The sequence below is a fragment of the Variovorax sp. GW458-11-26-14-LB1 genome (assembly GCF_059423965.1).
The window spans coordinates 93,285-116,009 of the sequence record NZ_JBWKYW010000005.1; the positions used below are offsets into that span (position 1 = coordinate 93,285).

The following is a 22,725-nucleotide window of genomic DNA, read 5'->3' on the forward strand; positions in this document are numbered from 1 at the left end:
TCCAGGGAACTTTAACTTTGGATGAGCGAGGTTCTGCTTCTTGGCTCGAAGAGGCCGGAGCTTTACAGCGTGCCCTGTTGTCCATTTGCGTGACGCGATGGGCCGCCTGCCTGCACTGCCGGCGATCCGGCCTGAGGCAGGCGGCGAGTGATGACTTCGCAGCACATGGTGTGGCTGCTGCGCGTTCCCGGTGTTCCCGGCTCAGTCCACCCCCAGATGACTTGGCCGGACGGATGCCTTGATCTTCCATGGGACGAACGCCAAGCGGTCGGCCACGCACAGCGAAATGACGGCGAATACTGCGCGCGACAGACCAATCACATGGTGATTGGCGAGGCCCCACCAGACTGGGCTATTGGGGCCAGAGTCCCGCGGTGTCAAACAAAACGTGGTTTTTCCTGGCCTTGACGGGCTTGTTGCTCCTGCGAGGCGTACGCAACCCCATCGGTTTGCGCGGCTTGCCCGCATTTGAGGTCTTCTGCGGAAACGCCGATGTGCCGAAGGTCTGCACGCGCTCCAAATCGATCAGCAGTAACTGATCGCACTTGGTCAGATACTCCACGCCCCGCCTGAGCAGGCACTCGCGCTTCTCCACGTCAATCGCGTCGATTCTCCCCAAGTATGGGTAACGGTAGTCGCTTTCACGGCAATAGTGGACGTCACCGCGCCCCTTCGTGGCACGCTCCACCCAGCGCTGCCCCACCTTCAGGCCGCGGTAGTACGGGTCCTTTACTTGCGATCCATCGAAAAGCAAGATGAGGTGATAGTGAAAGCGCTCCAAGTCCGTGTACTCCAGGCTCCACATGTAGCCCACTAGGTCCTTGAATCGTCGGTTCTTGCGCCGACCATTCCAGAGGCGCCGGAAGTCCTCGCGCACCTGTGAGAGCGTCAATTCCGCCTTGAAAGGCTTTTGATACTTCAAGTCCAACCGCGCTACCTCCACCCGGGAGTACTTCTTGAACACAGCCTCCAGAAATGCGCGACCAGTTTCGTAATTTCGATCGCAGCTCCGTTTCTTCTCGTATTCACTTCGCTTGAAGCCTCGGCCCTCGGCCTTGCTGCGTACTGTCGAAATCAGCCAGTTCTCCAACTCCCAGTTGCGCATCCACGGGTGGCTCGACATCGCTTGCAGGTTCGGGGAGTGCGTCGATTGAAAGTGAAGCGCATCCATCGCCTCGTAAAGAATGGTGCTGCAAAGGCTCGGAGTGAACCCAGAATCGCGATGATCGAGGTACACGCGCTCCATGAACGCCTGCAGCAAGCCCGAATACCGGGACAAGCACAAGTTTTTCAGGACGGGGCGTCCCGTTTTTCCTTCCTGCAACTGCCAAGCGACGGCCGTACTGGAGCAAATATCCAGCACGTATTGGTCAATCAAAGGGCGGACAGAGTCAAACGCCTCAGTGATGACGATCACGCCATCTTCGCCCATGAAGGCAGCCTCATTGAGGAGGAGGCCTTCATAAATCGGATTGTCGAAAAGAGGCCGACTGAGCGTCGGCTTTTGGGATGGAGATGATTTCTTCATGGAGATCAGTTTCTTTAATAGCGCTGATCCCCCGTGAGTGCCAGATGCACTCAATGGAACATCAAGGCTCTGTACATGGGAGAAGTCGACAGATGCTGTAGGCATCTGTCTTTATCTTTCCTTTTGGAAGGAGGAAAGAGGAGAGGCTTCCTCGTTGACTATGCTGGTATCTTGGCTGTCTCTATCAATCTCATCCTTTTCCAATATTCAAGGTTCAGAGGCATCGTGATTTCGATTGCGAAAGAGGTCGCTCATGCGATTGACCGTCTGCGTTTTCTGGCGTTGAGGGTGGTACAAAGTTATGCCGTAGCAGGGCTATAGAGGAACGCTCCAGCCGCGACACAGGACGCGATGCACTTGCCATCTTTCGCAAAGGATGAGGTGGCTGCAGTATTTTTTTCAAGGGAGTTTCGCCTCTTTCCGATATCGCGCTGAATGGCGCGCCTTCGGTGGGCTCCGATCTTTTCCTTGGGTCGAATAGACGGCAATTAGACTGGGTGCTCGAACGGATTCGACGCCGCAGCTCGAACGATGTCTTGGGCGTCGTCTGCCCTGTGCTGGTGTACCGCTGCAAGGTGTTTCTCAATAACGTGAGCGGCTTCGCGGACTGCAATGGCGGGGTTTTCATCTGCCAAACGGCAAGGCCAATGTCATATGTGCATGAAAGACACGGGCACATACCACGAAGGCCTGGCACCTAGGCGCTTTTCCTGCACGATCACACGATTGTGGTCTCAGTTGTGAAGCCGCGGCAGGTCAAGCCATTCATGAAGCCGGAGGCGCGGTTGTTTGCAATGACAGCCACTGGTGTGTGAGGCGCCATCTGTTGGTGTGCGCTCTTTGCAGGCGCTGGTGGCCCGGCTGGACATGCTGCTGGAGCTCAGGCAGGGAGGGCTAATAGCCTAAGTTGCCCACGATGCGGTCAAGCCCTCGCTCGGCAGCAAGACTCGAATAATCATTTTTACTTTAGTGCAACTATGCGAATCGCATGCGATTCGCATGGAATCGCACGGTCGCACCCACAGAGGATCAGATTTTCCCGAATGGATTGCAAGGCCTCAGGTGCGAGGCACCATCGATCTCGATGAGCTCTAACTGTTGGCTGTCTAGCAAGACTTTGATGGCCGCATCCAAGCGGCTGACTGGCCGAAGTCCCCCATTGTGAAGAACATCATTTTTCTTCCAAGGGGCTGGCCCCATTTTTGCCAGATAGCCCGTTAGCAAGGATGCATCGGCAACTGCACTATCGATGCTGGAGTGCGGCGGGAAAAAGGCAATGAATTGGTTTAGATGCCAATGGCAGATTCTTCCGGCATGCTCCATGGCTGTTGCGCTGATCTCTGTTTTTCCATCTGGAAAATAGGTCAGTAACGCCGCAAGTCGAGTCATATTTTCCCGAAGCTTTGCCGTTACATCTTGTGCGCCAAAAAATGCATGTCCAAATTGAGAATGCTTTGCCATGGCGTCGGATACCAGTGCGCGGATTTGACCCGCTTCTGTCGAAACCTCAACATTTGATCTCTTCGATTTGGTGCTTCTTCGCACCGTGCAAGTTTCAAATAACGATGCAATTCTATTGTTGAAAGAGTGGGGTGCATGGGATTGATATACGGGTATATCCCATTTGGGTCCTTTGGATTGGGGGGCAGAAAAAAGAACTCGCGCCAAGAATCCGTTTCCTCGGGAATTTGCCCCTCTTTTGCCAAGAAAGTTTTGCAATGTAGATCGCTGGGTCATTAATGAAATTGTCAGTCTGGCATCTTCGATGATCTGCGTGCCAGTACCTTTTCTGTCAACAGTGAGGGCATCTCCATCCCATAGTTTGTTGTAATCTTGGAGATTGCTGAAAGTTCGGGAGTTGAAGACAATTTCAGCTTCATCCGAAATAATTCCAGCAGAGTTCCAGCTGTTGGCTAAATTCTCGCGCAGCGATTCGGGGGTGGCATTTTCGTAAAGAAGCTTTGCGTATTTGGGTGGTATCGGAGCGTTTTTCTTCAGTTGTTCGAGTTCATTGACTAAATCGTCTGTTGGCCTTGAGGCTCTTGCTCGAGTTGCGGCCTCTTTGATTAAGATTTTTTCTATTGCCTTGTGTATATCAAGTTCTGCCGAATATCTTGCGATTAAATCGTTATGCTTTTCGATCGATTTGCTTTGAAAGGAGTGAATGGATTTTGTAAAGCGACGCGAAACACCACTTTTCCTTTCCCCCGATTCGGCAACGGTCAAGAAGAACAGGCTGCATGGAACGCTGCGGCCTGGATATAGATCTACATCGATCAAATCTTGGCACACAAGGGATACGGCGCTTAGTGCTGCCGCAGCAACAAGCGGTATCGGAGCTTGGGCTTCTTCTGCGATGGCGTGAACGGCATCGTGAATAAGTGGGGGAAGGCTGGTGATTGGATATTCGGCTTCTGGCAGCATGAGTCAATAAGCGTCAAAGATGGCAGCAAGTGCCGGAGAGGCCGAGTGCTGGCGGGGCTAGATGAAGAAGCGCGAAAACGAAGGTCTTGCATTGTTCATAAAGGACAGACTTGGCTTGCTTGGATGAGGCCCGTGGTGGAGGGGCTGTTCTTGGACGGTGAAGTCGCGTTCCCGCAGTCCGTAATCGGACAGATATTGTTCGACAGAGTTACCTGTCATGTCGATCAAGGGGCTACCTCGGGTTGGTCACCGTCTGGTCATTGGCGCGACACGTGTGTCCTCGCTGCGAGCCAGTTTTCAATTTCGCTTTCCAGCCAGCCAACGCTGGAACTGCCGAGCTTTACCTGCTTGGGAAAGGTGGGGTCATAGCGCGGGGAGTTTGCGTCGAGCCGGTCGTAGATGGCCGAGCGCGACAACGAGGTTCGGGCCTCGACTTGGCGCCGGCGCAAGATCACTGTGGCAGTGCTGTGCTGCGTGGGGGCAACCGAAATTTCTGTGCTTTCCCTCGGTAATCGGTGAAGCTTGCCGTCCTGTTGGGAGGATGGCGGCTTCATTTTTGGCCGCGGGGATGCCGAGATTGGCGTCGTTACGGGAGCAGCGAGGTCAGCGAGTGCTGTCGTCCCTTCGGGGGCGTTGGTCGAGTCTGCTTTCACCGAATCACTTTGGTGATCGGCTTCAAGTGCTTTGGATGATGTTGCCGTTCTTGCAGCCGAGGCTTTCGGTTTCGACACCGAGTGGATGGAGCGAGAGCCCGGATCATCAACCGTGCGAAACCGATGTGCCTTGAGGTAGTTCAACGCATCTTCGCGACGGATGAGGATGTTCTTTCCTGCACGGGTTTCGGTGACGTGGTGCTGGTCGAGCGCTGTGATTTTGCCGGACGCGATTTCTTGTTGAAGCTCGAGAAGATGTTTTTCCTGAATCTGGAGAATCTTGAAGCTATTGGCGGTGACTTCTTCTTCGGTCACGAACACCGGGCTCCAGGGGAGACGATCGGGATGCCTCAGATAGGCATCCATGAACACTTGGCGATCGTTCTTGGACATGCCTGCGTGCGAGGGAAGTTCGGGCAACAGGCGAAGCAGCGAAGCTCTTTCATCTGCCGTCATCTCAGAGGCAGTTTCGAAATCCGAGCCAGGCAGCTTCTCAAGTTTTTTCTGAAGCCAGGCGTGGCCTTCAGCTTCTCGCAGACTGGGACAGATGGATTTGGCGATGAGCCGGGTGAAATCCCACATATCGATCAGGTCATCGGGTGGAAGCTGGATGTCGATCATCTGCACGCGCAACCTTCTTAAGAATTTCGGTGTTGGCTAAATCCGTTAGCGCGGGCAGTGCGCTGAACACGCCCTTGTCCTAAATGTATCGGCCCCGACCGTGACACGGACCGCCTGTGTCAGCTGGCTGATCTTTCTGCCCCGCGCCTCACGTCGCTGCAGAAGTCATCCCACTCCTGCATCATCACGCGCCGTTTCTCCAGCGCATCTCCGCGCCGGTAGGCGGCCTCGACCTTGTTGTCCAGAGCGTGGGCGAGCGCCTGTTCGGCCAAATCTCGTGGGTAGTTCGTGCGCTCCCTGGCCCAATCGCGAAATGTGGAGCGAAACCCATGGGGTACGGCATCCACTTCCATGCGTCGCATGACGGCGGTCATCGACATGTCGGAAAGCTGCTTGCCTCGAGCAGAAGGGAAGACCAGTTCGTTGTCTTTGAGATGGGGCTGGGCACGAAGGATCCGAAGCGCTGATTCGGACAACGGAACGCGATGCTCCTTGGTTGCCTTCATTCGCTCTGGCGGGATGGTCCAGACCCCAGCGTCTAGGTCGAACTCCGGCCAGACCGCGCCGCGCGCTTCGCCGCTGCGTGCTGCGCACAGCACGGTGAATTCCAACGCTCTGGCCGCAGTTCCTTCTCGCTGCCGCAGGTCGGCCATGAAAGCCGTAGTGGCATCGATTGGCAGCGCGCGGTGATGCTCGACCTTCTGGATTTTCCCGGGCGCCGGCAGCAACATGTCCAGGTGACCTTTCCATCGTGCCGGGTTCTCTCCTGTACGGTATTTGCGGACAGTGGCCCAGTCGAGCACGTTCTCGATTCGGCCTCGTAATCGTGATGCGGTTTCGTTCTTGGTTTTCCAGATGGGCTCCAGCGCCGCGAGGACATGCTCTTGGCCTACGTCACGAACGAGCAGGTTGCCCATGACTGGATAGGCGTAGGTTTTCAGGGTGCTGGCCCATTGAGTGCGGTGCTTAGGGTTCTTCCAGGTGTCCCCATGCGCCTCCAGGAACCCTTCGGCCGCTTGTTGGAACGTTTTTTCGGTCGCTTGCTGGGCGCGCAGTAGGCTGGCCGCCGCTTTACGTTGCGCAATGGGATCAATACCTTGATCGATCTCGTCGCGAGCTGCTCTTGCCTTTTCTCTGGCTCGAGCAAGAGGGACATCGGGAAAGCCGCCGAGCCCCATGTGCCGGCGCTTGGTGCCGACCATGGTGCGAAGCACCCATGAGCGAGCACCTGCGTCATTGACGTACAGGTAAAGACCGGACACACCACCAACGGCGTGGTTGCCTGGGGAGGTCAATCGACCCACTTGGAGTGCTGATAATTCCTTTGCCTTGCGCGCCATGACAGTCCTGCATCCTTAGATATTGACCTACCATCCTTTCTACCATAGATTTTAGGATTGAAGCGGATCGGAAAGGATCGGTCAGGAATGCTGTTGAGGCGTTTCCCCAATGAAGGAGCATGAAAATCGGTCGACTTAGGACTGCTTGGGACGTCGCAAAGGCAGACTCCCTCTCCTCCAGATTCAAGCCCCTGTAGCAGCCCTGCTACAGGGGCTTTGTCTTTGGGCCGCCCATGTCGCCTCATGGCGCCCGCTGCGGCTCCCCGCACCCCCTGCGTTGCAGCACGGGCAGCAACTGCGGCCCCAGCGACTTCAGCAGCTGCGTCGGCAGCGCGCTCGTGAACCGGTGGCGCGCGGCATGGGGCTCGTGCACGTAGGCCAGGATCGTGCCGAAGTAGCGGTCGCCGATCATGAACACGAAGGTGGCCGAGCGGTCGATCTTGCGCTGCGAAATCACCCGTCCGCCGCGGCCGGTCTGTTCGTAGCGGTGGTCGCCGGTGCCGGTCTTGCCGCCGATCTCGAGGGCGCGGCCGCTCTCGTCCACCAGCGCGCCCTTCAGCCGCCGCGCGGTGCCGTCGTTCACCACCTCGACCAAGGCACGGCGTACCGTGGCGGCCACCTCGGCGGGCAGCACCTGCTGTGCGCTCGCATGGCGAGGCTCCAGCCGTGTCTCGTAGGGCGTGTCGCGCGCGAAGTGCAAGGCGCCGACCCGTTGCGTGGGCAGCCGCACGCCGTCGTTCGCGAGGATGCCCATCAGCTCCGCCAGGGCGGCCGGCCGGTCGCCCGACGCGCCGATCGCGCTGGCGTAAGACGGCGTCAGCGACGCGAAGGGGTAACCCACGCGCTGCCATGAGCGATGGATCTGTGCAAAGGCGTCGAGCTCGATCAGCTCGCGCAGGCGCCTGTCCTGCGCGCTCTTGTGGCGCGTCTTGAAGAGCCAGGCGTAGACCTCCTGGCGTTCGCGCACGCTCGCGTCCAGCACCTCGGTCAGCGAGGCGCCGGGGTGGCGCCGCAGGTAGCCGACCAGCCAAAGCTCCAGCGGATGCACGCGCGCGACATACCCGCGATCGGCCAGCGACAGGCCGGCGTAGGTGCGGCGCAGCGCCCCCAGTGCGCGCGGCGAATCGGCGCCGCGGCCCAGCCGCTGCACCAGGAGCGCGTCGAGCCGTGCGTCGTCGGCCTCGGGCTCGATGGTGAAGAGCACGCTCGCCAGGCGCGGTGCCGATGGCCTCAGGCCGCGCAGCAGCAGCGCTTCGGCGTCCGCGGCCGGCAGGTGCTGGTACTTGCGATGGAAGCGGGTGAGGAAGGCCGAGCCTTCGCGGTCGGCAAAGCGCGCGAGCAGCTCGCGCCGGCCCGGGTCGGCAGGGTCCTTCAGCAGGCGCTCGGCGCCCGACGCGCCACCGAACATGCGGTGGCGCACCAGGTCGCGCATCAGGCGGATGAACACCAGGTTGACCGAATGCTTGAAGCCTTCGCGCACCGTCATCGAGCTGCTGTTGCGCGAGCGCTCGAAGTTCTCGAACTGGTGCAGGCCGCCGCCGGTGAAGAAGGCCTCGCCCGGGTTCGCCGAGTACTTGCGCTCCATCGCCGCCTCCAGCATCGGCGCAAGACGCCGATCCTTGGCGCGCAGGAGGTACTGCCGTGCCCACATACCCAGCGGGTCGCGCGGGTTCGGCGCCAGCGCCGACAGCTGGGCCGGGCTCAGGTCGACCCAGCCCGCGTGCAGCTCGGCCACGAGCTCCAGGTAGCTCACCAGGGTGCGCAGCTTGGCGGTCGAGCCCAGGTCCAGCCGCGCGCCCTGGTTCACGTCGAACGGCTGGTCGATGTTGTCGGCCTGGATGCGCAGCAGGTTGGTCCCGGCGCTGCGCTCGAACAGCGTGAAGCTGTAGATCAGCGGGCTGGGGTCGGCGCCCGGGTCGAGCATGTGGGAGCCGACCAGCCCCGCGGCCTTCGTCGCGGCGGGCGTGCGCAGGCCGGCCAGCACGCGCGCCACCAGCGCCTGCGCTTCGCCGTCCAGGCTGGTTTCGGCCTCGAGGTCCAGGCGCTCCAGGTCGTAAGCCCGTGGCACGTCGAGCAGCGTGCCGATGTGGGTGCGCAGCGCGGTCGCGGCCTTGCGCTGCACGAAGTCGGGCCGGGGCGTCGGCGGCAAAGGTGGCTGCAGGTGCAAGGACAGCGGCAGCGCCGCGTCGCGCAGCGTGGGCGAGATCAGGCCGGCCTCGGCCATCAGCCGCAGGTAGCTGTCGGTCAGCCGCGTCAGGCCGGCGCCGTCGCCGAGCAGGTGCTGCGACGGACGGCGCTGCGCGATCATCAGCGACAGCGCCTGCTTGAAGGCCTCGGCCTGCTGCCGCAGCGCCTCGTCCGAGGGCGCCGCCGCCTCTTCCGCTTGGTCGGCGAGCAGGCGGTTGATTTCACCGAAGTCGCGCCCGTACCAGACCCACAGGCCGTCGCCCAGCCCGTGCACCTCGCCCATGCCCGGGCGCGCGGCCAGCGGCACGGTGTCGAGGTAGTCGACGACGATCTGGCGGCGCCGCGCCTGCGTGTCGTCGCCGTCCTGGTAGGCGCGCAGCGAGGCTGACGCCATCTGGCGCAGCTTGTCGCCGACCGACCCGGTGCGGCCTTGCGGCGAATGGCGGTACTTCTCGAGCTGGGTGGCCAGCGTGCTGCCGCCCGTCGCCGTCTGGCCCAGGCCGACCGCGCGCAGCGCCTGCTCGAGCGTCGCCTTGGCGAAGCGTTCCGGATCGATCGCGGGGTTGCGCTGCAGCGGCTGCGCGTCCAGCAGGTGGCGGTCTTCGACGAAGAGTAGGGCGCTCACCAGCAGCGGCGGCACCTCCTCGAAGCGCTCGTAGGCGCGCTGGGGCACGCGGGTGTGCAGCAGCGCCGTGTCCCGGCAGTCGCGCACGGTCAGGCCGGCCTGGTTTTTTTCACGGTAGGGCGCGAAGAGCCCGTAGTCCTGCAGTTCGAGCAGCCGCGGCGACATGCGGGCCTGGCGGGTGACGACATAGCCCTGCGGCGCCAGGCGTTCGACGTAGCCCGGCAGCTGGTGGTAGCCCAGCCGCTCGTCGTAGGGCCCGGTCCGAGGAAAGCGGATGGCATCGCTGGCGCCGTCTTCGACGCTGAAACGGGCGCCCTCGGCCAAGTCGCGCCACAGGGCCGATTGCAGCCGGGACGTCTTCAATTCGTCCAGCACGAACAGGGCAAACCCGCCTCCCACGGCGAGTCCCGCGCCGATCCAGAAAAGCTTCTTGAACCAAGTCATGCTCTGCCTCGCGAACAGTCCGCACCATGGGTTCGTCAGTGACGATGATGCGCTTTTTGAGGCGATTTGGCATGTGTGCGACGTCGCAATCGGCCGGAGTCATGCCCTCCCGCAGTGGGGCGGAAGAGGTACCTCGACACACATGGCGCATGTCGATCTGCACGGACGTGCGGATCTATTTCCGGGCGAACTGACCTGCTAACCCTTCACGACCCCGGACATCCCACTAGTCGTCGGAATCCTGTGGGCCCGCCAGCAGCCCGAGCACCAACCCGCCGAGGACGATGGCCAGGGCAAGAATCAGCGATGCCTCTGCGAGTAGTCTCATGGTGTCCTGCAATGAATCTCCCCCTCACGATGTGCCCGCCATTGAACGTGCGTTCACTGACTGGCGGCTGAGTGCGGAAGCAGAAGGGTTTTATGCGGGGCTTCAGCCTGTCTTCAGCTAAGGCGCGGATACTGGCGGCGACGGTCTTCTGGCGTTGGTAGAGGACGCTTCGGCACCCGCCCTTCGGGGTGGTTCCTCGAGGCCGGAGGTCGTCACGGTTTTCTTGTCGCGCGGGCGCATGCTCAGGCTCGCGCGCTTTCGCCGAGCCACACGGGCTCGTTCGAGGTGTCCGGGAAGTCCGCGGTGTCGATCAGCGGCGCCTCGTCGACGTCCGACGCGCGCCGCGCGGCCGGCGCCATGTGCCGCAGCTCGTAGCCGCGCCCATACACCGAGACCAGCACGAACTCGCCGCCCTTGTGCAGCGACAGCTTGCGGCGGATGCTGGCGACGCAGCAGTCCAGCGTGCGGCTCGTGCGTTCGATGCGCGCATCCACCCACAGCGAGGCCAGCAGCCAGTCGCGCTCCAGCAGCCGGCCGGCGTTGCGAAACAGCAGCAGCGCCAGTTCGAACTCGCGTGGCTTCAGGCGTACCTCGGTGCCGTGGCACACCACCACGCGGCGCTCGCCCAGGAACTGGTAGTCGCCGAAGCACGCGGCCGTGGCGTGCGGCTGCAGCAGCGTGCGGTTGCGCCGCAGCGATTCGCGCACGCGCAGCTCCACCTCGAACTCGTCGACGGGCAGCACCGCGAAGTCGATGCTCGCGCCCTGCGTTTCGCCGCCCGCGGCCGACAGCACGTCGACCAGCAGGTCGCGCTGCGAGGCGCGCGCCACCAGGAAGATGGGAATGCGCAGCGCGCGGCACATCGCCGTGAGGATCGGCCAGGCGCCTTCGTCCTTCAGCACCACCAGCAGCAGGCCGAACTGCAGGCCCTGGGTGATGGCCAGCAGGAAGTCCGTGCTGTCGTCGAAGCACACGGGATCGCAGCCCATCAGGCGCAGGCGGTTGCCCCAGCCGGCCTGCTGCGCTTCGTCGCAGCCCACCATCGCGATGCGGCGCGCGCCCTGCTGCGCGGCCATCACGCGCGGGCTCCCCGGCGTGCGACCTTCTCGTGGCGGGGCGTTGGCGTGGCAGGAGAGGTCTTCATGTCGGTGGCATCCATGCGAAGGTGGTGAAGGGCGTCCCGGGGCGATGGCGTGGGCTCAGGGGCGGGCGGCGGCCGTGCTGCGCGGCAGCTTCCAGCCGATGCCCGCGTTGAAGCCCCAGTCCCGGCCCGTGCTGGACATGCCCATGCCCCAGGCCATGTCGCCGTCGTCCGAGCTGCGCTTGAAGCCCAGCGCTGCGGCCGAATAGCCCCGGTAGCTGCCGAAGGCCAGGCCGATCGCCTGTTCGCCCGGCCGGTACGTCGGCACGTAGGCGGCCGACATGGCAATGGCCATGGCCGCGCCCGAGTAGGCGATGCGCGCCGTCTCGCCGACGGCCGCGCGCACCGGGTGCAGCTGGCCCAGGTTGATGGCGTCGTCCGGGCGCACGGCGGGCGCCAGTTCGAAGGCATGGGCGCCGGCGCACGCGAGCCACAGCATCAGCACCCGCAGGATCGCGGTGCGTCGAGGGGCGAAACGTGCGGACGCGTTCACGGCTGCTGTTTCAGCCGGCGGCCAGCCGGGTGCCCGCGCCGGCCTGCGTCTTGCGCACGCCGTCGGGGCCGTAGAAGGGTTGGGCGCGGGCCTGCAGGAAGTGCAGCGCCTGCTGCGTGAAGTCGAGGTGCGCGTACACGAGCGTGCCGTTGTGCAGGTTGCGGTTGCGCGCGTCTTCGGCGAGCGCGAGCAGTTCGTTCCAGGCCTGGCGCGTCGGCGCACCGCCCGCTGCCGCGGCGGCGTCCGCACCCGCGCGGCCGGGCGCGAAGCCCAGCGCCGCCTGCAGCGATTCGCGCTGTTGGTCGAGCTCTGCCATGCGGTCCAGCAGCGCGGTCTTGTGGCCGGCGATGGCGTTCAGCGCGTCGAAGTCGCTGGCGGACATGGCCTGCGCCTCCTGGTCCAGCGCCACGAGAAACTCCCCGATGCAGCCCGCTTCCGCGCGCAGGTGCGCCAGCAAGGTGCTCATGCCTGGCCCTTCGGTGCGAGCAGCTCGCGCACGCTGGCCAGCAGGCCGTCGGCGATGCGCTCGGGGCGGATCTCGTAGCGGCCGGCGCGGATGTCCTCGCGGATCGCGGCCACGCGCGCGGCGTCGAAATCGCTGCCGCCCACGGCGGCGGGCATCGCATGGACGAGCGCGGAGACGGGGGGCGCTTCCTTCGGGCGTTGCACGGCCTCGGCGGGCGTCGACGGAGCCGGCGCGCCCGGTGCGGGCGTGCGGTGCAGGGGCGTGGCCGAAGGGGCGGTGGGATCGATTTTCAAGGTGATTCCTCAGGGGCTGACCCGTATATCGGCAGCCGGTGCAAGAACTTTAGGAAGGGCGTGCATGAAGTGAAGCCTGCGCCAACGCGGCGGCCGCTACTGCACCAGCCGGACCTGTCCTTCCTCGTCGGCCACGCCGCGAATCACCCGGCCGTCCAGCGTCCTGGCCTGCACCACCGCGCCCACCGCGGCGCCGCTCAGGGCCTTGGCTTCGGTGCTGACGACAAAGCCCGGCCCCTGCGCCACCACCTTCACGGCCTGGCCCTGCTGGATCACGGCGACGCCGCGCAGCAGCTCCTTGCGGATCGGGGCGCCGGGCGCGACGCGGTTGGCGCTCACCACGCCGACCAGTTCGGCCGCGCTGGTGACCGCCGAGCGCGGCAGCCGCGTGAGGTCGCCGGTGCGCTCGACCACGTCGCCGGCGCCCAGCGCGCGGCCCGCGTCGATGGCGCGCGCCGCCACCAGGTAGCGGCCTTCCACCGCGACACGCGCCTGCACGAAGCGCGTCCACGGCCGTTCGGCATGGCAACGCACGCCCACCGAGAGGCGGCCCCACGGCGTGACGCCCGGCGGCAGGAACACCTCAGGCGCTTCGCACGGGGGCAGGGCCTCGGTGCCGCGTCCTTCGAGGCTGACCGTCACCTGGCCCGGCAGGCCGGCGCTCTGCACCTGGAGGTAGGTCTCGACGGCCTTCGCAGCCGTGTCGCCTGCGATCGCACCGGTCGACATCGCGCACGACAGCCCCACCGCGCAGGCGGTGCGCAGCAGGCGTTGGCAAAGCGGCGAGAGGGTCATCGAAAGCGAAAGAAGAGGGCCAGAAAAATGAGGACGCCGATGCATGAAAGCCGCAACCGGCGCCCCTGGATTCTTATGAATTCGCCCCGCCGGCGAAGGTGCGAGCAGCAGGCGAAACCCCCCTTTGTTCGGGCGATTGCCAACGCGCCGCATGCATAGACTTGCTTTCCATCGGTCGCTGCGCCCCGTGCACTGGCGACGCCTCAACAGATGGAACAAAGATGATCGACAAGCTGGATGCGGCGTTTCGCTTCCACCGCGAAGCGCTCCATCTCCGGGCCCAGCGCCAGGAGGTGCTCGCGGCCAACATCGCCCATGCCGACACGCCGAACTACAAGGCGCGCGACTTCGACTTCGGCGCGCGCCTGAGCGACGCCGTCGAGCGCGGCCGCGCCGCCTCGTTGGTGTCGATGGCCACCACCTCGTCGCGCCATCTCGCGGGCCAGGCACAGGCCACGACCGGCGACGACCTGCTGTACCGCGTGCCGCACCAGTCCAGCCTCGACGGCAACACGGTCGAGATGGACGTCGAGCGCGTGGCCTTCGCCGACAACGCGCTGCGCTACGAGTCGAACCTGACCCTCATCAACGCCAAGATCAAGTCGCTCCTGTCGGCGGTACAGCCATGAACATCTTCGACGTGGCGGGCTCCGCCATGACCGCGCAATCGCAGCGCATGAACGTGACCGCGAGCAACCTCGCCAACGCCGAGAGCGTGGCCGGCCCCGACGGCCAGCCCTACCGCGCCAAGCAGGTGGTGTTCGAGGTGGCGGCATCGGGGCGGCGCGACATCGGCGGCGTCAAGGTGGCGGGTGTCATCGAAGACCCGTCGCCCGCCAAGCTGGTGTTCGACCCCAAGAGCCCGCACGCCAACGCCGAAGGCTACGTGGCGATGCCCAACGTCAACGTGGTCGAGGAGATGACCAACATGATCTCGGCCTCGCGCAGCTACCAGGCCAACGTCGAGGTGCTCAACACCGCCAAGACGCTGATGGTCAAGACGCTGACCATCGGCCAGTAACCCCCGCACGCACACGCGCCTCCCGCAGGAAGAACACCGACCCCATGGCCCTCTCCGACACCTCGTCCATCAGCGGGCTGAACGCGCCCACGGCGGCGAACAGCAACAACAACGTCTCCAGTGCCGACAGCGAGCAGCGCTTTCTCAAGCTGCTGGTCACGCAGCTGAACAACCAGGACCCGCTCAACCCGATGCAGAACGCCGAGCTCACTTCGCAGCTCGCGCAGATGAGCACCGTGAGCGGCATCGAGAAGCTCAACGCCACGCTCTCGGGCCTGGTCAACCAGACCGGCGCCAACCAGCTGCTGCAGGCCACCTCGCTCATCGGCTACAACGTGCTGTCGCCCGGCGACGTGCTCACCACCAAGAAGCCCGAAGACGGCAAGGACCCCGCCACGCAGGCCTTCGCCGTGCAGCTGCCGGGCACCGCCGCCGATGTCGAGATCAAGATCGTCGACAGCACCGGCAAGGTGATCCGCACGCTCGACGCGGGCGCCATGAAGGAAGGCGTCAACGCCGTCACCTGGGACGGCAAGGACGACCTGGGCGTGGCCGTGCCGCCGGGCGCCTACCGCTTCACGGTCGATGCCAGCAACAACGGCACGACGGTGAAGGCCACCGCGCTCACCTTCTCGCAGGTGGCCGCCGTGAAGCAGGGCGCCGGCGGCGTCACGCTGGAGCTGGCCTCGGGCGCCAGCATCGGGCTGGGCGACGTGCGCCTGTTCCTCTGAGCTTTCGTCTTCGTCTTCGGCATGGCCCGTGCGGGCCGCGCCCTTCGCACTCTTCTTCCTCGCACCGAACAAGGACCCCCTCATGAGTTTCTCCCAAGGCATCAGCGGACTCGGCGTGGCCGCGGCCAACCTCGACGTCATCGGCAACAACATCGCCAACTCGGGCACGGTGGGCTACAAGTCGGCCGCCGCCACCTTCCAGGACGTGTACGCCGGCTCGCGCGTGGGCCTGGGCGCCTCGGTGTCGGGCGTGACGCAGAACTTCACGCAGGGCGTGACGCAGTCGAGCACGCGCCCGCTGGACGTGGCCATCCTCAACGGCGACGGCTTCTTTCGCCTGGCCAGCCCCAGCGGCGAGGTCTTCTACTCGCGCAACGGCCAGTTCACGCGCGACAAGGACGGCTACATCGTCAACGCGCAGGGCCTGCAGCTCACCGGCTACGGCGCCAACGCCAGCGGCGGTATCAGCGGCGGCACGCCGGGCCCGATCCAGGTGCAGGGCGGCATGATGCCGCCCAAGCCCACGGCCAACATCGACGCGCAGTTCAACCTCGACGCGCGCAGCACGGTGCCCGCCAAGACGCCGTTCAACCCCACCGACGCCGCGACCTACAACTATCCGAACGCCATCGGCCCCATCTACGACTCGCTGGGCAACCCGCATGACGTGGCCGTGTACTTCGTGAAGGCGGCGGCCAACACCTGGAGCGTGTACGGCACCTCCGACGGCGCACCGCTGAACGGCGGCGCCGCGCTGTCCAACGTGACCTTCGATGCCAAGGGCGTCATGACCGCACCGGCCTCGGGCGCGTTCAACATCGGGCCGCTCACCTTCACCAACGGCGCCTCGCCGCTCACCGCCTCGGTCGACCTCACGGGCACCACGCAGTTCGGCAGCGCCAACGGCATGAGCAAGCTGGGCCAGGACGGCTACAAGTCGGGCGAGCTCACCGCGTTCTCGATCAACCCCGACGGCACCATCACCGGCAAGTTCTCCAACGAGCAGACGCGCCTGCTGGGCCAGGTCGTGCTGTCGTCGTTCGCCAACCCGAACGGCCTGGAGCCCAAGGGCAACAACGTGTGGGCCGAGACGCAGGCCTCGGGCAACGCGCTCACCGGCACGCCGGGCGAAGGCACCAAGGCCGGTTCGCTGGCCTCGGGCGCGCTGGAGTCATCCAACGTCGGCCTGACCTCCGAGCTGGTGAACCTCATCGTCGCGCAGCGCAACTACCAGGCCAATGCGCAGACCGTGAAGACGCAGGACCAGGTCATGCAGACGCTCATGAACATCCGCTGATCGGGAGCATTGCGTGGATCGAATGCTGTATGTCGCCATGAGCGGCGCCAAGCAGGCCATGGAGCAGCAGGCCGTGGTCGCCAACAACATGGCGAACGTCTCGACGCCGGGTTTCCGTGCGCAGATCGCGACCTTCCGCGCCGTGCCCGTGGTCGGCGAGGAAGCTCCCACGCGCGCCTTCGTGGCCGCCACCACGCCCGGCGCCGACTTCACCCACGGCCCGCTCACGCAGACTGGCCGCGCGCTCGACGTGGCCGTGGGCGGCCAGGGCTGGCTGGTGGTGCAGGCGGCCGACGGCAGCGAGGCCTACACGCGCGTCGGCAACCTGCAGATCGGCGCCGACGGCCAGCTCACGACGATGGGCGGGCGCCCCGTGGTGGGCGACAACGGCGCGCTCACCGTGCCGCCGGGTTCGGCCGTGAGCATCGCGTCCAACGGCCTCGTGGGCTCGCGCGACGCGGCCTCGACCACGCTCACCGGCATCGCCGAGGTGGGCCGGCTCAAGCTCGTCAACCCGCCCGTGACCGACCTCGTGCGCGGCGACGACGGCCTGTTTCGTATGCGCGCCGACCTGCCGCCGGCCGAGGCCGACGAGGCCGTCACGCTCATCTCCGGCGCCATCGAGGGCAGCAACGTGCAGCCGGTCGATGCCATGGTGGCCATGATCGCCAACGCGCGCAGCTTCGAGATGCAGATGAAGTCGCTGCAGACCGCCGACATCAACGCGCAGACCGCCAACAAGCTGCTGGCCTACGGCTGACCCTCTTCCAGGAACTCTTTTCAATGATCCGCTCCCTCTACATCGCCAAGACCGGCCTGGACGCGCAACAGACGCAGCTCGACGTGGTCTCCAACAACCTGGCCAACGTCGGCACCACCGGCTTCAAGCGCAGCCGCGCCGTGTTCGAAGACCTGGTCTACCAGAACCTGCGCCAGGTCGGCGGCCAGAGCTCCGACCAGACGCGCCTGCCTTCGGGCCTGCAGGTGGGCACCGGCGTGCACGTGGTGGCCACCGAGCGCATCCACTCGCAGGGCAACCTCACCAAGACCGACAAGCCGACCGACGTGGCCATCAGCGGCAGCGGCTTCTTCCAGGTGCTGATGCCCGACGGCACCACCTCGTACACGCGCGACGGCTCGTTCCAGACCGACCGCGACGGCCAGCTGGTCACGGCCAGCGGCTTCCCGGTGCAGCCGGCCATCACCATCCCGGCCAACGCCACCAGCATCACCGTGGGCCGCGACGGCATCGTGTCGGTGGTGCAGGCGGGCGGCACCAACACCGTGCAGGTCGGCCAGCTGCAGCTCGCGACCTTCGTCAACCCGACCGGCCTGCAGAGCCAGGGCGAGAACCTGTATGCCGAGACCGACGCCTCGGGCGCACCCAACCAGGTGAACCCCGGCGTGGACGGCGCGGGCACGCTGAGCCAGGGCTATGTCGAGGCCTCCAACGTCAACGTGGTGGAAGAGCTGGTCAACATGATCGCCACCCAGCGCTCGTACGAGATCAACAGCAAGGCGGTCCAGACCTCGGACCAGATGCTGCAGCGCCTGGCCCAGTTGTGATGCGGGCGGGGGTGCGTCTTCTTCGCCGGGCGGCGGCGCTGCTGCTCGCCACCGCGCTGGCCGCCGGCTGCGCGCAGGTGCCGCGCGAGCCGCTGGTGCACCAGCCGATGACGGCGCGTGCCGACCAGTACGCGGCGGTGCAGGCGCGACGTGCACCCGGTGCGATCTTCCAGGATGGCCCCGGTGCCAACGCGCTGTTCGAAGACCGCCGCCCGCGCAACGTCGGTGACATCCTCACCATCCTCATCAGCGAGAAGGTCAACGCGACCAAGAACTCGGGCGCCAATGCCAGCCGCACGGGCAACACGACCAGCGTGTTCGCGGCCATTCCCAAGCTCATCGGCGGTTTGCTCGACGGGCAGGAGACCAAGCTGTCGGGCACCAACACGCTCAACGCCAAGGGCGGCGCCAACGCCAACAACACCTTCAACGGCGTGATCACCGTCACCGTGACCGACGTCATGGCCAACGGCAACCTGCTGGTGAGCGGCGAGAAGCAGATGGGCATCAACCAGGGCACGGAGTACATCCGCTTCTCGGGCGTGGTGAACCCGCGCACCGTGTCGGGCAACAACACCGTGCCCTCGACGCTGGTGGCCGATGCGCGCATCGAGTACTCGGCCAAGGGCTACATCGACGAGGCCCAGCACATGGGCTGGATGCAGCGCATCTTCTTGAATGTGATGCCATTCTGATGACACACCTCCAGTCTTCGCGCACCTCGAATCGCTGGCGCATCGCGGCGCTGTGCGCGCTCCTGTTCATCGCGCCCGCGCATGCGGAACGCCTGAAGGAACTCGCCAGCATCCAGGGCGTGCGCGACAACCCGCTCATCGGCTACGGCCTCATGGTCGGCCTGGACGGCACGGGCGACCAGACGATGCAGACGCCGTTCACCACGCAGAGCCTGAACAACATGCTGCAGCAGCTGGGCATCACGATCCCGCAGGGCGTGAACATGCAGCTGAAGAACGTGGCGGCCGTCATGGTGACGGCCACGCTGCCGTCGTTCGCGCGGCCGGGGCAGAACATCGACGTCACGGTGTCGTCCATGGGCAATGCCAAGAGCCTGCGCGGCGGCACGCTGCTGATGACGCCGCTCAAGGGCGTGGACGGTGCGACCTACGCGGTGGCGCAGGGCAACATGGTGGTGGGCGGCGCGGGTGCGTCGGCCAACGGCAGCAAGGTGCAGGTCAACCAGCTGAGCTCGGGGCGCATTCCCGCCGGCGCGCTGGTGGAGCGCACGGTCGAGGCGCCGGTGGGCGCGGAGGGCTCCTTCACCATCGAGCTGAACCGCTCCGACTTCGGCACCGCGCAGCGCGCCACGGACGCCATCAACCGCCAGTTCGGCGCCGGCACCGCCGAAGCGATGGACGCACGCGTGATCCGCGTGCAGGCGCCCGAGCCGCAGCGGCGCGTGGGCTTTCTCGCGCAGTTGCAGGAGCTCGAGGTCACGCCCACGCAGGCGGGCGCGCGGGTGGTGGTGAACGCGCGCACGGGCTCGGTCGTGATGAACCAGGCGGTGCGCGTGAAAGACTGCGCCATCGCGCACGGCAACCTGTCGGTGGTGATCAACACCGAGCCGGTGATCAGCCAGCCGGGCGCGTTCTCGGGCGGCAGCACGGTGGTGGCACAGACCTCGCAGATTTCCGTCAACCAGGGCGGCGGCGCGATCCAGATGGTGCGCGGCGGCGCCTCGCTGGCCGATGTGGTCAAGGGACTGAACAGCCTGGGTGCCAACCCGCAGGACCTGGTGTCGATCCTGCAGGCCATGAAGTCGGCCGGGGCCCTGAGCGCCGAGCTCGAGATCATCTGAGGTCGACGGCATGACCATCTCTCCCAACAGCGCATGGACCGGCACCGACGCGGCCAGCCGCAGCGGCGCGCTCGACCAGCGTTTCGCGCTCGACGTGCAGGGCGTCGATGCGCTGCGGCGCACTGTGCGCACCTCGCCCGAAGAAGGCCTGCAACAGGTCTCGCGCCAGTTCGAGGCGCTGTTCATGAACATGGTGCTCAAGAGCATGCGAGAGGCGACGCCTTCGAGCGGCTTGCTCGACAGCCAGGACCAGAAGGTCTACTTGTCGATGTTCGACCAGCAGCTCACGCAGAACCTCTCGGGACGCGGCGTGGGGCTGGCCGAGGCGATGCTGGCGCAGCTGCGGCGGCAGATACCGTCGGCGGCGCCCGAAGCCGACGAGGGCATCGGCACACGGCCGATGTCGCTGGAGCCGCCCGCCGGCCTGCCGTACGGCCCGCGCGCGGGCATCCCCATCGGCTCGGCGCCCGGCGCGCGCGTGTCGACGGCGGCCGACCTGGGCGTCTATCAAGTCAGGAGCGGCCCCGCACCCGTCGCGAACGCCTCGCTGCAAGGCCAGGTCGATGCGTTCGTGGACCGCATGGGCGCCTCCGCGCAGGCGGCCAGCGCCGCCAGCGGCGTGCCCGCGCCGCTGATCCTGGCGCAGGCCGCGCTCGAATCGGGCTGGGGCAAGCGAGAAATTCGCGCCGATGACGGCACGCAAAGCTTCAACCTCTTCGGCATCAAGGCCGACAAGGGCTGGAAGGGCGCGACGGTCGAGACCACCACCACCGAATACATCGACGGCGAGCCGCAGAAGGTGCGCGCGAAGTTCCGCGCCTACGCCTCGTACGAGGAGGCCTTCACCGACTACGCGCGCTTCATCACGCGCAACCCGCGCTACGCGAACGTGCTGGCCACCGCCGACCCGGCGCAGGCGGCGCACGGCCTGCAGCGCGCGGGCTATGCCACCGACCCGCGCTACGGCGAGAAGCTGGTTCGCATCATGCAGAAGTTCGGCTGAGCCGGTCGCACAGCCTGACTGCCCGGACCCGAGAACAACGACACGAGAGGCCCCGAGAGGAGACAAGCGAATGACGATAAAGAACTGGACGATCGGAATGCGGCTGGGCGCCGGCTTTGCGCTGGTGCTGGCGCTGCTGGTGGCCGTGGCGGGCATCGGTGTGCTGCGGCTGCAGGGCGTGGGCGAGGCCACGCAGGACATGGCCTCGCGCACCCTGTCGAAGGAGCGCCTGGCCACGGCCTGGCAGCTGGGCACGGCCACCAACAGCGTGCGCACCTTCTCGCTGCTCAAGAGCGACGACGCGCAGGTGCAGGCCCACCTGCAAAAGCAGATCGCCGCCACCAGCGCCACCATCTCCGAGACGCAGAAGGCGCTCGAGGCGCTGCTCGTGTCGCCGGAAGAGCTGGCGCTGAGCGCCGACATCCAGAAGCGGCGCGGCGAGTACATCGCGCTGCGCCAGCAGATCCTCCAGTTGAAGACCGAAGGCCGCAAGGACGAGGCCGCGACGCGCACCGACACGCAGCTGCTGCCGATGCTCGACGGCTACGACGCGGGCATCCGCGCCATGGTGACGCACCAGCAGAAGCACATCGACAGCACCGCCGCCGCCATCGACGCGCAGTACCGTGCGGGCCTCCTCTACATCGTCGCGCTGGCCGTGGCCGCGCTGGCGCTGGGCGCGGTGCTCGCATGGCTGCTCACGCGCAGCATCGCCGATCCGGTGGCCGAGGCGCTGCTGATCGCCGAGACCGTGGCCTCCGGCGACCTGAGCCAGGAATTCGAGACCGAGCGCGGCGGCGACTTCGGCCGGCTGCTGCGCGGCATGGGCGAGATGGAAGACACGCTCACCGACCTCGTGACGCGCATCAAGGCCTCGACCGATTCGATCGCGGTGGCGTCGCGGCAGATTGCGGCGGGCAACCAGGATCTTTCTTCGCGTACCGAAGAGCAGGCGAGTTCGCTGGAGCAGACGGCGGCGTCGATGGAAGAGCTGACCTCGACGGTCAAGCAGAACGCGGACAACGCGCGACAGGCGAACCAGCTGGCCGTGTCGGCTTCGGAAGTTGCAGTGAAAGGCGGCGCTGTCGTGTCGCAAGTGGTGGACACGATGGGCTCGATCAATGCGTCGTCCAGGAAGATCGTCGACATCATCGGCGTGATCGACGGCATCGCGTTCCAGACCAACATCCTGGCGCTGAATGCCGCGGTCGAAGCTGCACGAGCCGGCGAGCAAGGCCGAGGCTTCGCAGTGGTCGCGTCCGAAGTTCGCAGCCTCGCTCAACGCTCCGCAGCCGCCGCCAAGGAAATCAAGACGCTGATCGGCGACTCGGTGGAAAAGGTCGAGGAAGGCAGCAAGCAAGTCGCAGAAGCCGGCCGCACGATGGAAGAGATCGTGGGCAGCGTCAAGCGCGTGACGGACATCATGGGCGAGATCACCGCGGCGAGCCAGGAGCAGACCTCGGGCATCGAGCAGATCAACCAGGCGATCACGCAGATGGACCAGGTCACGCAGCAGAACGCGGCGCTGGTCGAAGAGGCCTCGGCCGCGGCGCAGTCGCTGCAGGAACAGGCCGGCGCCCTGGTCGAGGCCGTGAGCACCTTCAAGCTCGACGCCGACGAAGCCGTTGCGGCCTGAACGCCCCGTGTCCACGCATTTCCATCCGAAAGCCCTGCGCCGCGTCGGCATGGGCTTCGCCGCATTGCTCCTGCTGCTGGCCGTGGCGCTCTTCCTCGGCTTCCACGTCGGCACCGGCTGCGCCTGGGCGCTCCATGCCGTGTGGGCACTCGCAGGTGCCGCCGGCCTGACGGGCCTGGGTCTCGCGGGCTTCGCGGCGCATGCGCGGGCCCGTGCAAGCCACCACGACGCCAAGGTGGCCGAGCGGCTGGACCGGGTGTTCCAGCACGTCAACGCCACCGACGCCTGACAGGGAACGCATGCGCCCGCGCCCCGAT

The 22,725-nt window shown here is 65.4% G+C and carries 21 protein-coding genes; 11 read left to right on the forward strand and 10 right to left on the reverse strand.

Going from position 1 to position 22,725, the window contains the following annotated elements:
• Nucleotides 1–352 precede the first annotated feature (352 nt).
• The 10 genes from AC07YS_RS05495 to flgA all read right to left on the reverse strand — a co-directional run bounded on the left by AC07YS_RS05495 (nt 353) and on the right by flgA (nt 13,338).
• Nucleotides 353–1,528 carry a YagK/YfjJ domain-containing protein gene (locus AC07YS_RS05495; RefSeq protein WP_495267356.1) on the reverse strand — a complete coding sequence of 392 codons (1,176 nt, stop codon included), beginning with the start codon at nt 1,526–1,528 and terminating at the stop codon, nt 353–355.
• A 1,029-nt stretch (nt 1,529–2,557) separates the two neighbouring features.
• Entirely contained in the window at nt 2,558–3,952 is a 1,395-nt protein-coding gene (locus AC07YS_RS05500) for a YfjI family protein (RefSeq protein WP_495267355.1), read from the reverse strand.
• Between the two features lie 257 nt (nt 3,953–4,209).
• Complete coding sequence (locus AC07YS_RS05505; protein ID WP_495267428.1) at nt 4,210–5,226, reverse strand: helix-turn-helix transcriptional regulator; 1,017 nt, start codon at nt 5,224–5,226, stop codon at nt 4,210–4,212.
• A 119-nt stretch (nt 5,227–5,345) separates the two neighbouring features.
• Nucleotides 5,346–6,566, reverse strand: coding sequence for a tyrosine-type recombinase/integrase (locus AC07YS_RS05510; RefSeq protein ID WP_495267354.1), 1,221 nt, complete (start codon nt 6,564–6,566; stop codon nt 5,346–5,348).
• A gap of 241 nt (nt 6,567–6,807) precedes the next feature.
• Nucleotides 6,808–9,822 carry a transglycosylase domain-containing protein gene (locus AC07YS_RS05515; RefSeq protein ID WP_495267353.1) on the reverse strand — a complete coding sequence of 1,005 codons (3,015 nt, stop codon included), beginning with the start codon at nt 9,820–9,822 and terminating at the stop codon, nt 6,808–6,810.
• Nucleotides 9,823–10,392: 570 nt separating this feature from the next.
• Nucleotides 10,393–11,226, reverse strand: coding sequence for a response regulator transcription factor (locus AC07YS_RS05520; RefSeq protein ID WP_390350035.1), 834 nt, complete (start codon nt 11,224–11,226; stop codon nt 10,393–10,395).
• Between the two features lie 123 nt (nt 11,227–11,349).
• Nucleotides 11,350–11,784, reverse strand: a complete 435-nt coding sequence (locus tag AC07YS_RS05525) for a YadA-like family protein (RefSeq protein ID WP_495267352.1) — start codon at nt 11,782–11,784, stop codon at nt 11,350–11,352.
• Nucleotides 11,785–11,794: 10 nt separating this feature from the next.
• On the reverse strand, nt 11,795–12,250 hold the full coding sequence (locus AC07YS_RS05530) for a flagella synthesis protein FlgN (RefSeq protein ID WP_495267351.1): 456 nt from the start codon (nt 12,248–12,250) through the stop codon (nt 11,795–11,797).
• Nucleotides 12,247–12,543, reverse strand: coding sequence for a flagellar biosynthesis anti-sigma factor FlgM (gene flgM / locus AC07YS_RS05535; RefSeq protein ID WP_495267350.1), 297 nt, complete (start codon nt 12,541–12,543; stop codon nt 12,247–12,249). Before flgM ends, AC07YS_RS05530 begins: the two co-directional genes overlap by 4 nt.
• 96 nt (nt 12,544–12,639) lie before the next feature.
• Nucleotides 12,640–13,338 (reverse strand): flagellar basal body P-ring formation chaperone FlgA, encoded by a 699-nt coding sequence (gene flgA, locus AC07YS_RS05540; protein ID WP_495267349.1) that lies wholly within the window; start codon nt 13,336–13,338, stop codon nt 12,640–12,642.
• A gap of 221 nt (nt 13,339–13,559) precedes the next feature.
• Between flgA and flgB the strand changes: the two genes are divergently transcribed.
• The 11 genes from flgB to AC07YS_RS05595 all read left to right on the forward strand — a co-directional run bounded on the left by flgB (nt 13,560) and on the right by AC07YS_RS05595 (nt 22,697).
• The gene (gene flgB, locus AC07YS_RS05545) at nt 13,560–13,967 is read left to right on the forward strand and encodes a flagellar basal body rod protein FlgB (protein ID WP_495267348.1); all 408 of its coding nucleotides are present in this window, start codon (nt 13,560–13,562) and stop codon (nt 13,965–13,967) included.
• Nucleotides 13,964–14,359, forward strand: coding sequence for a flagellar basal body rod protein FlgC (gene flgC / locus AC07YS_RS05550; RefSeq protein WP_062469232.1), 396 nt, complete (start codon nt 13,964–13,966; stop codon nt 14,357–14,359). Before flgB ends, flgC begins: the two co-directional genes overlap by 4 nt.
• 44 nt (nt 14,360–14,403) lie before the next feature.
• The gene (locus AC07YS_RS05555; RefSeq protein ID WP_070061527.1) at nt 14,404–15,090 is read left to right on the forward strand and encodes a flagellar hook assembly protein FlgD; all 687 of its coding nucleotides are present in this window, start codon (nt 14,404–14,406) and stop codon (nt 15,088–15,090) included.
• Between the two features lie 82 nt (nt 15,091–15,172).
• Nucleotides 15,173–16,387 carry a flagellar hook protein FlgE gene (gene flgE, locus AC07YS_RS05560; RefSeq protein WP_495267347.1) on the forward strand — a complete coding sequence of 405 codons (1,215 nt, stop codon included), beginning with the start codon at nt 15,173–15,175 and terminating at the stop codon, nt 16,385–16,387.
• 13 nt (nt 16,388–16,400) lie between these two features.
• Nucleotides 16,401–17,147 carry a flagellar basal body rod protein FlgF gene (locus tag AC07YS_RS05565; RefSeq protein ID WP_159274365.1) on the forward strand — a complete coding sequence of 249 codons (747 nt, stop codon included), beginning with the start codon at nt 16,401–16,403 and terminating at the stop codon, nt 17,145–17,147.
• A 23-nt stretch (nt 17,148–17,170) separates the two neighbouring features.
• Nucleotides 17,171–17,953: a flagellar basal-body rod protein FlgG gene (gene flgG, locus AC07YS_RS05570; protein WP_062469245.1), complete on the forward strand. Its 783-nt coding sequence runs from the start codon at nt 17,171–17,173 to the stop codon at nt 17,951–17,953.
• The gene (locus AC07YS_RS05575; protein WP_095946601.1) at nt 17,953–18,648 is read left to right on the forward strand and encodes a flagellar basal body L-ring protein FlgH; all 696 of its coding nucleotides are present in this window, start codon (nt 17,953–17,955) and stop codon (nt 18,646–18,648) included. The genes flgG and AC07YS_RS05575 overlap by 1 nt, the downstream gene beginning before the upstream one ends.
• Nucleotides 18,648–19,769: a flagellar basal body P-ring protein FlgI gene (locus AC07YS_RS05580; protein WP_492685863.1), complete on the forward strand. Its 1,122-nt coding sequence runs from the start codon at nt 18,648–18,650 to the stop codon at nt 19,767–19,769. The genes AC07YS_RS05575 and AC07YS_RS05580 overlap by 1 nt, the downstream gene beginning before the upstream one ends.
• A gap of 10 nt (nt 19,770–19,779) precedes the next feature.
• Entirely contained in the window at nt 19,780–20,772 is a 993-nt protein-coding gene (gene flgJ / locus AC07YS_RS05585) for a flagellar assembly peptidoglycan hydrolase FlgJ (protein WP_495267346.1), read from the forward strand.
• 70 nt (nt 20,773–20,842) lie between these two features.
• A complete protein-coding gene (locus tag AC07YS_RS05590; protein ID WP_495267345.1) occupies nt 20,843–22,408 on the forward strand; it encodes a methyl-accepting chemotaxis protein in 1,566 nt (521 codons plus the stop codon).
• A 7-nt stretch (nt 22,409–22,415) separates the two neighbouring features.
• Nucleotides 22,416–22,697 carry a hypothetical protein gene (locus tag AC07YS_RS05595; protein WP_307637168.1) on the forward strand — a complete coding sequence of 94 codons (282 nt, stop codon included), beginning with the start codon at nt 22,416–22,418 and terminating at the stop codon, nt 22,695–22,697.
• The last annotated feature ends 28 nt before the right edge of the window (nt 22,698–22,725 follow it).

What these genes read in the sequence shown, in the direction of transcription:
- AC07YS_RS05495 (WP_495267356.1), bottom strand. Translation starts at nt 1,528, where the DNA reads ATGAAGAAATCATCTCCATCCCAAAAGCCGACGCTCAGTCGGCCTCTT.
- AC07YS_RS05500 (WP_495267355.1), bottom strand. Translation starts at nt 3,952, where the DNA reads ATGCTGCCAGAAGCCGAATATCCAATCACCAGCCTTCCCCCACTTATT.
- AC07YS_RS05505 (WP_495267428.1), bottom strand. Translation starts at nt 5,226, where the DNA reads ATGATCGACATCCAGCTTCCACCCGATGACCTGATCGATATGTGGGAT.
- AC07YS_RS05510 (WP_495267354.1), bottom strand. Translation starts at nt 6,566, where the DNA reads ATGGCGCGCAAGGCAAAGGAATTATCAGCACTCCAAGTGGGTCGATTG.
- AC07YS_RS05515 (WP_495267353.1), bottom strand. Translation starts at nt 9,822, where the DNA reads ATGACTTGGTTCAAGAAGCTTTTCTGGATCGGCGCGGGACTCGCCGTG.
- AC07YS_RS05520 (WP_390350035.1), bottom strand. Translation starts at nt 11,226, where the DNA reads ATGGCCGCGCAGCAGGGCGCGCGCCGCATCGCGATGGTGGGCTGCGAC.
- AC07YS_RS05530 (WP_495267351.1), bottom strand. Translation starts at nt 12,250, where the DNA reads ATGAGCACCTTGCTGGCGCACCTGCGCGCGGAAGCGGGCTGCATCGGG.
- flgA (WP_495267349.1), bottom strand. Translation starts at nt 13,338, where the DNA reads ATGACCCTCTCGCCGCTTTGCCAACGCCTGCTGCGCACCGCCTGCGCG.
- flgB (WP_495267348.1), top strand. Translation starts at nt 13,560, where the DNA reads ATGATCGACAAGCTGGATGCGGCGTTTCGCTTCCACCGCGAAGCGCTC.
- flgC (WP_062469232.1), top strand. Translation starts at nt 13,964, where the DNA reads ATGAACATCTTCGACGTGGCGGGCTCCGCCATGACCGCGCAATCGCAG.
- AC07YS_RS05555 (WP_070061527.1), top strand. Translation starts at nt 14,404, where the DNA reads ATGGCCCTCTCCGACACCTCGTCCATCAGCGGGCTGAACGCGCCCACG.
- flgE (WP_495267347.1), top strand. Translation starts at nt 15,173, where the DNA reads ATGAGTTTCTCCCAAGGCATCAGCGGACTCGGCGTGGCCGCGGCCAAC.
- flgG (WP_062469245.1), top strand. Translation starts at nt 17,171, where the DNA reads ATGATCCGCTCCCTCTACATCGCCAAGACCGGCCTGGACGCGCAACAG.
- AC07YS_RS05575 (WP_095946601.1), top strand. Translation starts at nt 17,953, where the DNA reads ATGCGGGCGGGGGTGCGTCTTCTTCGCCGGGCGGCGGCGCTGCTGCTC.
- AC07YS_RS05580 (WP_492685863.1), top strand. Translation starts at nt 18,648, where the DNA reads ATGACACACCTCCAGTCTTCGCGCACCTCGAATCGCTGGCGCATCGCG.
- flgJ (WP_495267346.1), top strand. Translation starts at nt 19,780, where the DNA reads ATGACCATCTCTCCCAACAGCGCATGGACCGGCACCGACGCGGCCAGC.
- AC07YS_RS05590 (WP_495267345.1), top strand. Translation starts at nt 20,843, where the DNA reads ATGACGATAAAGAACTGGACGATCGGAATGCGGCTGGGCGCCGGCTTT.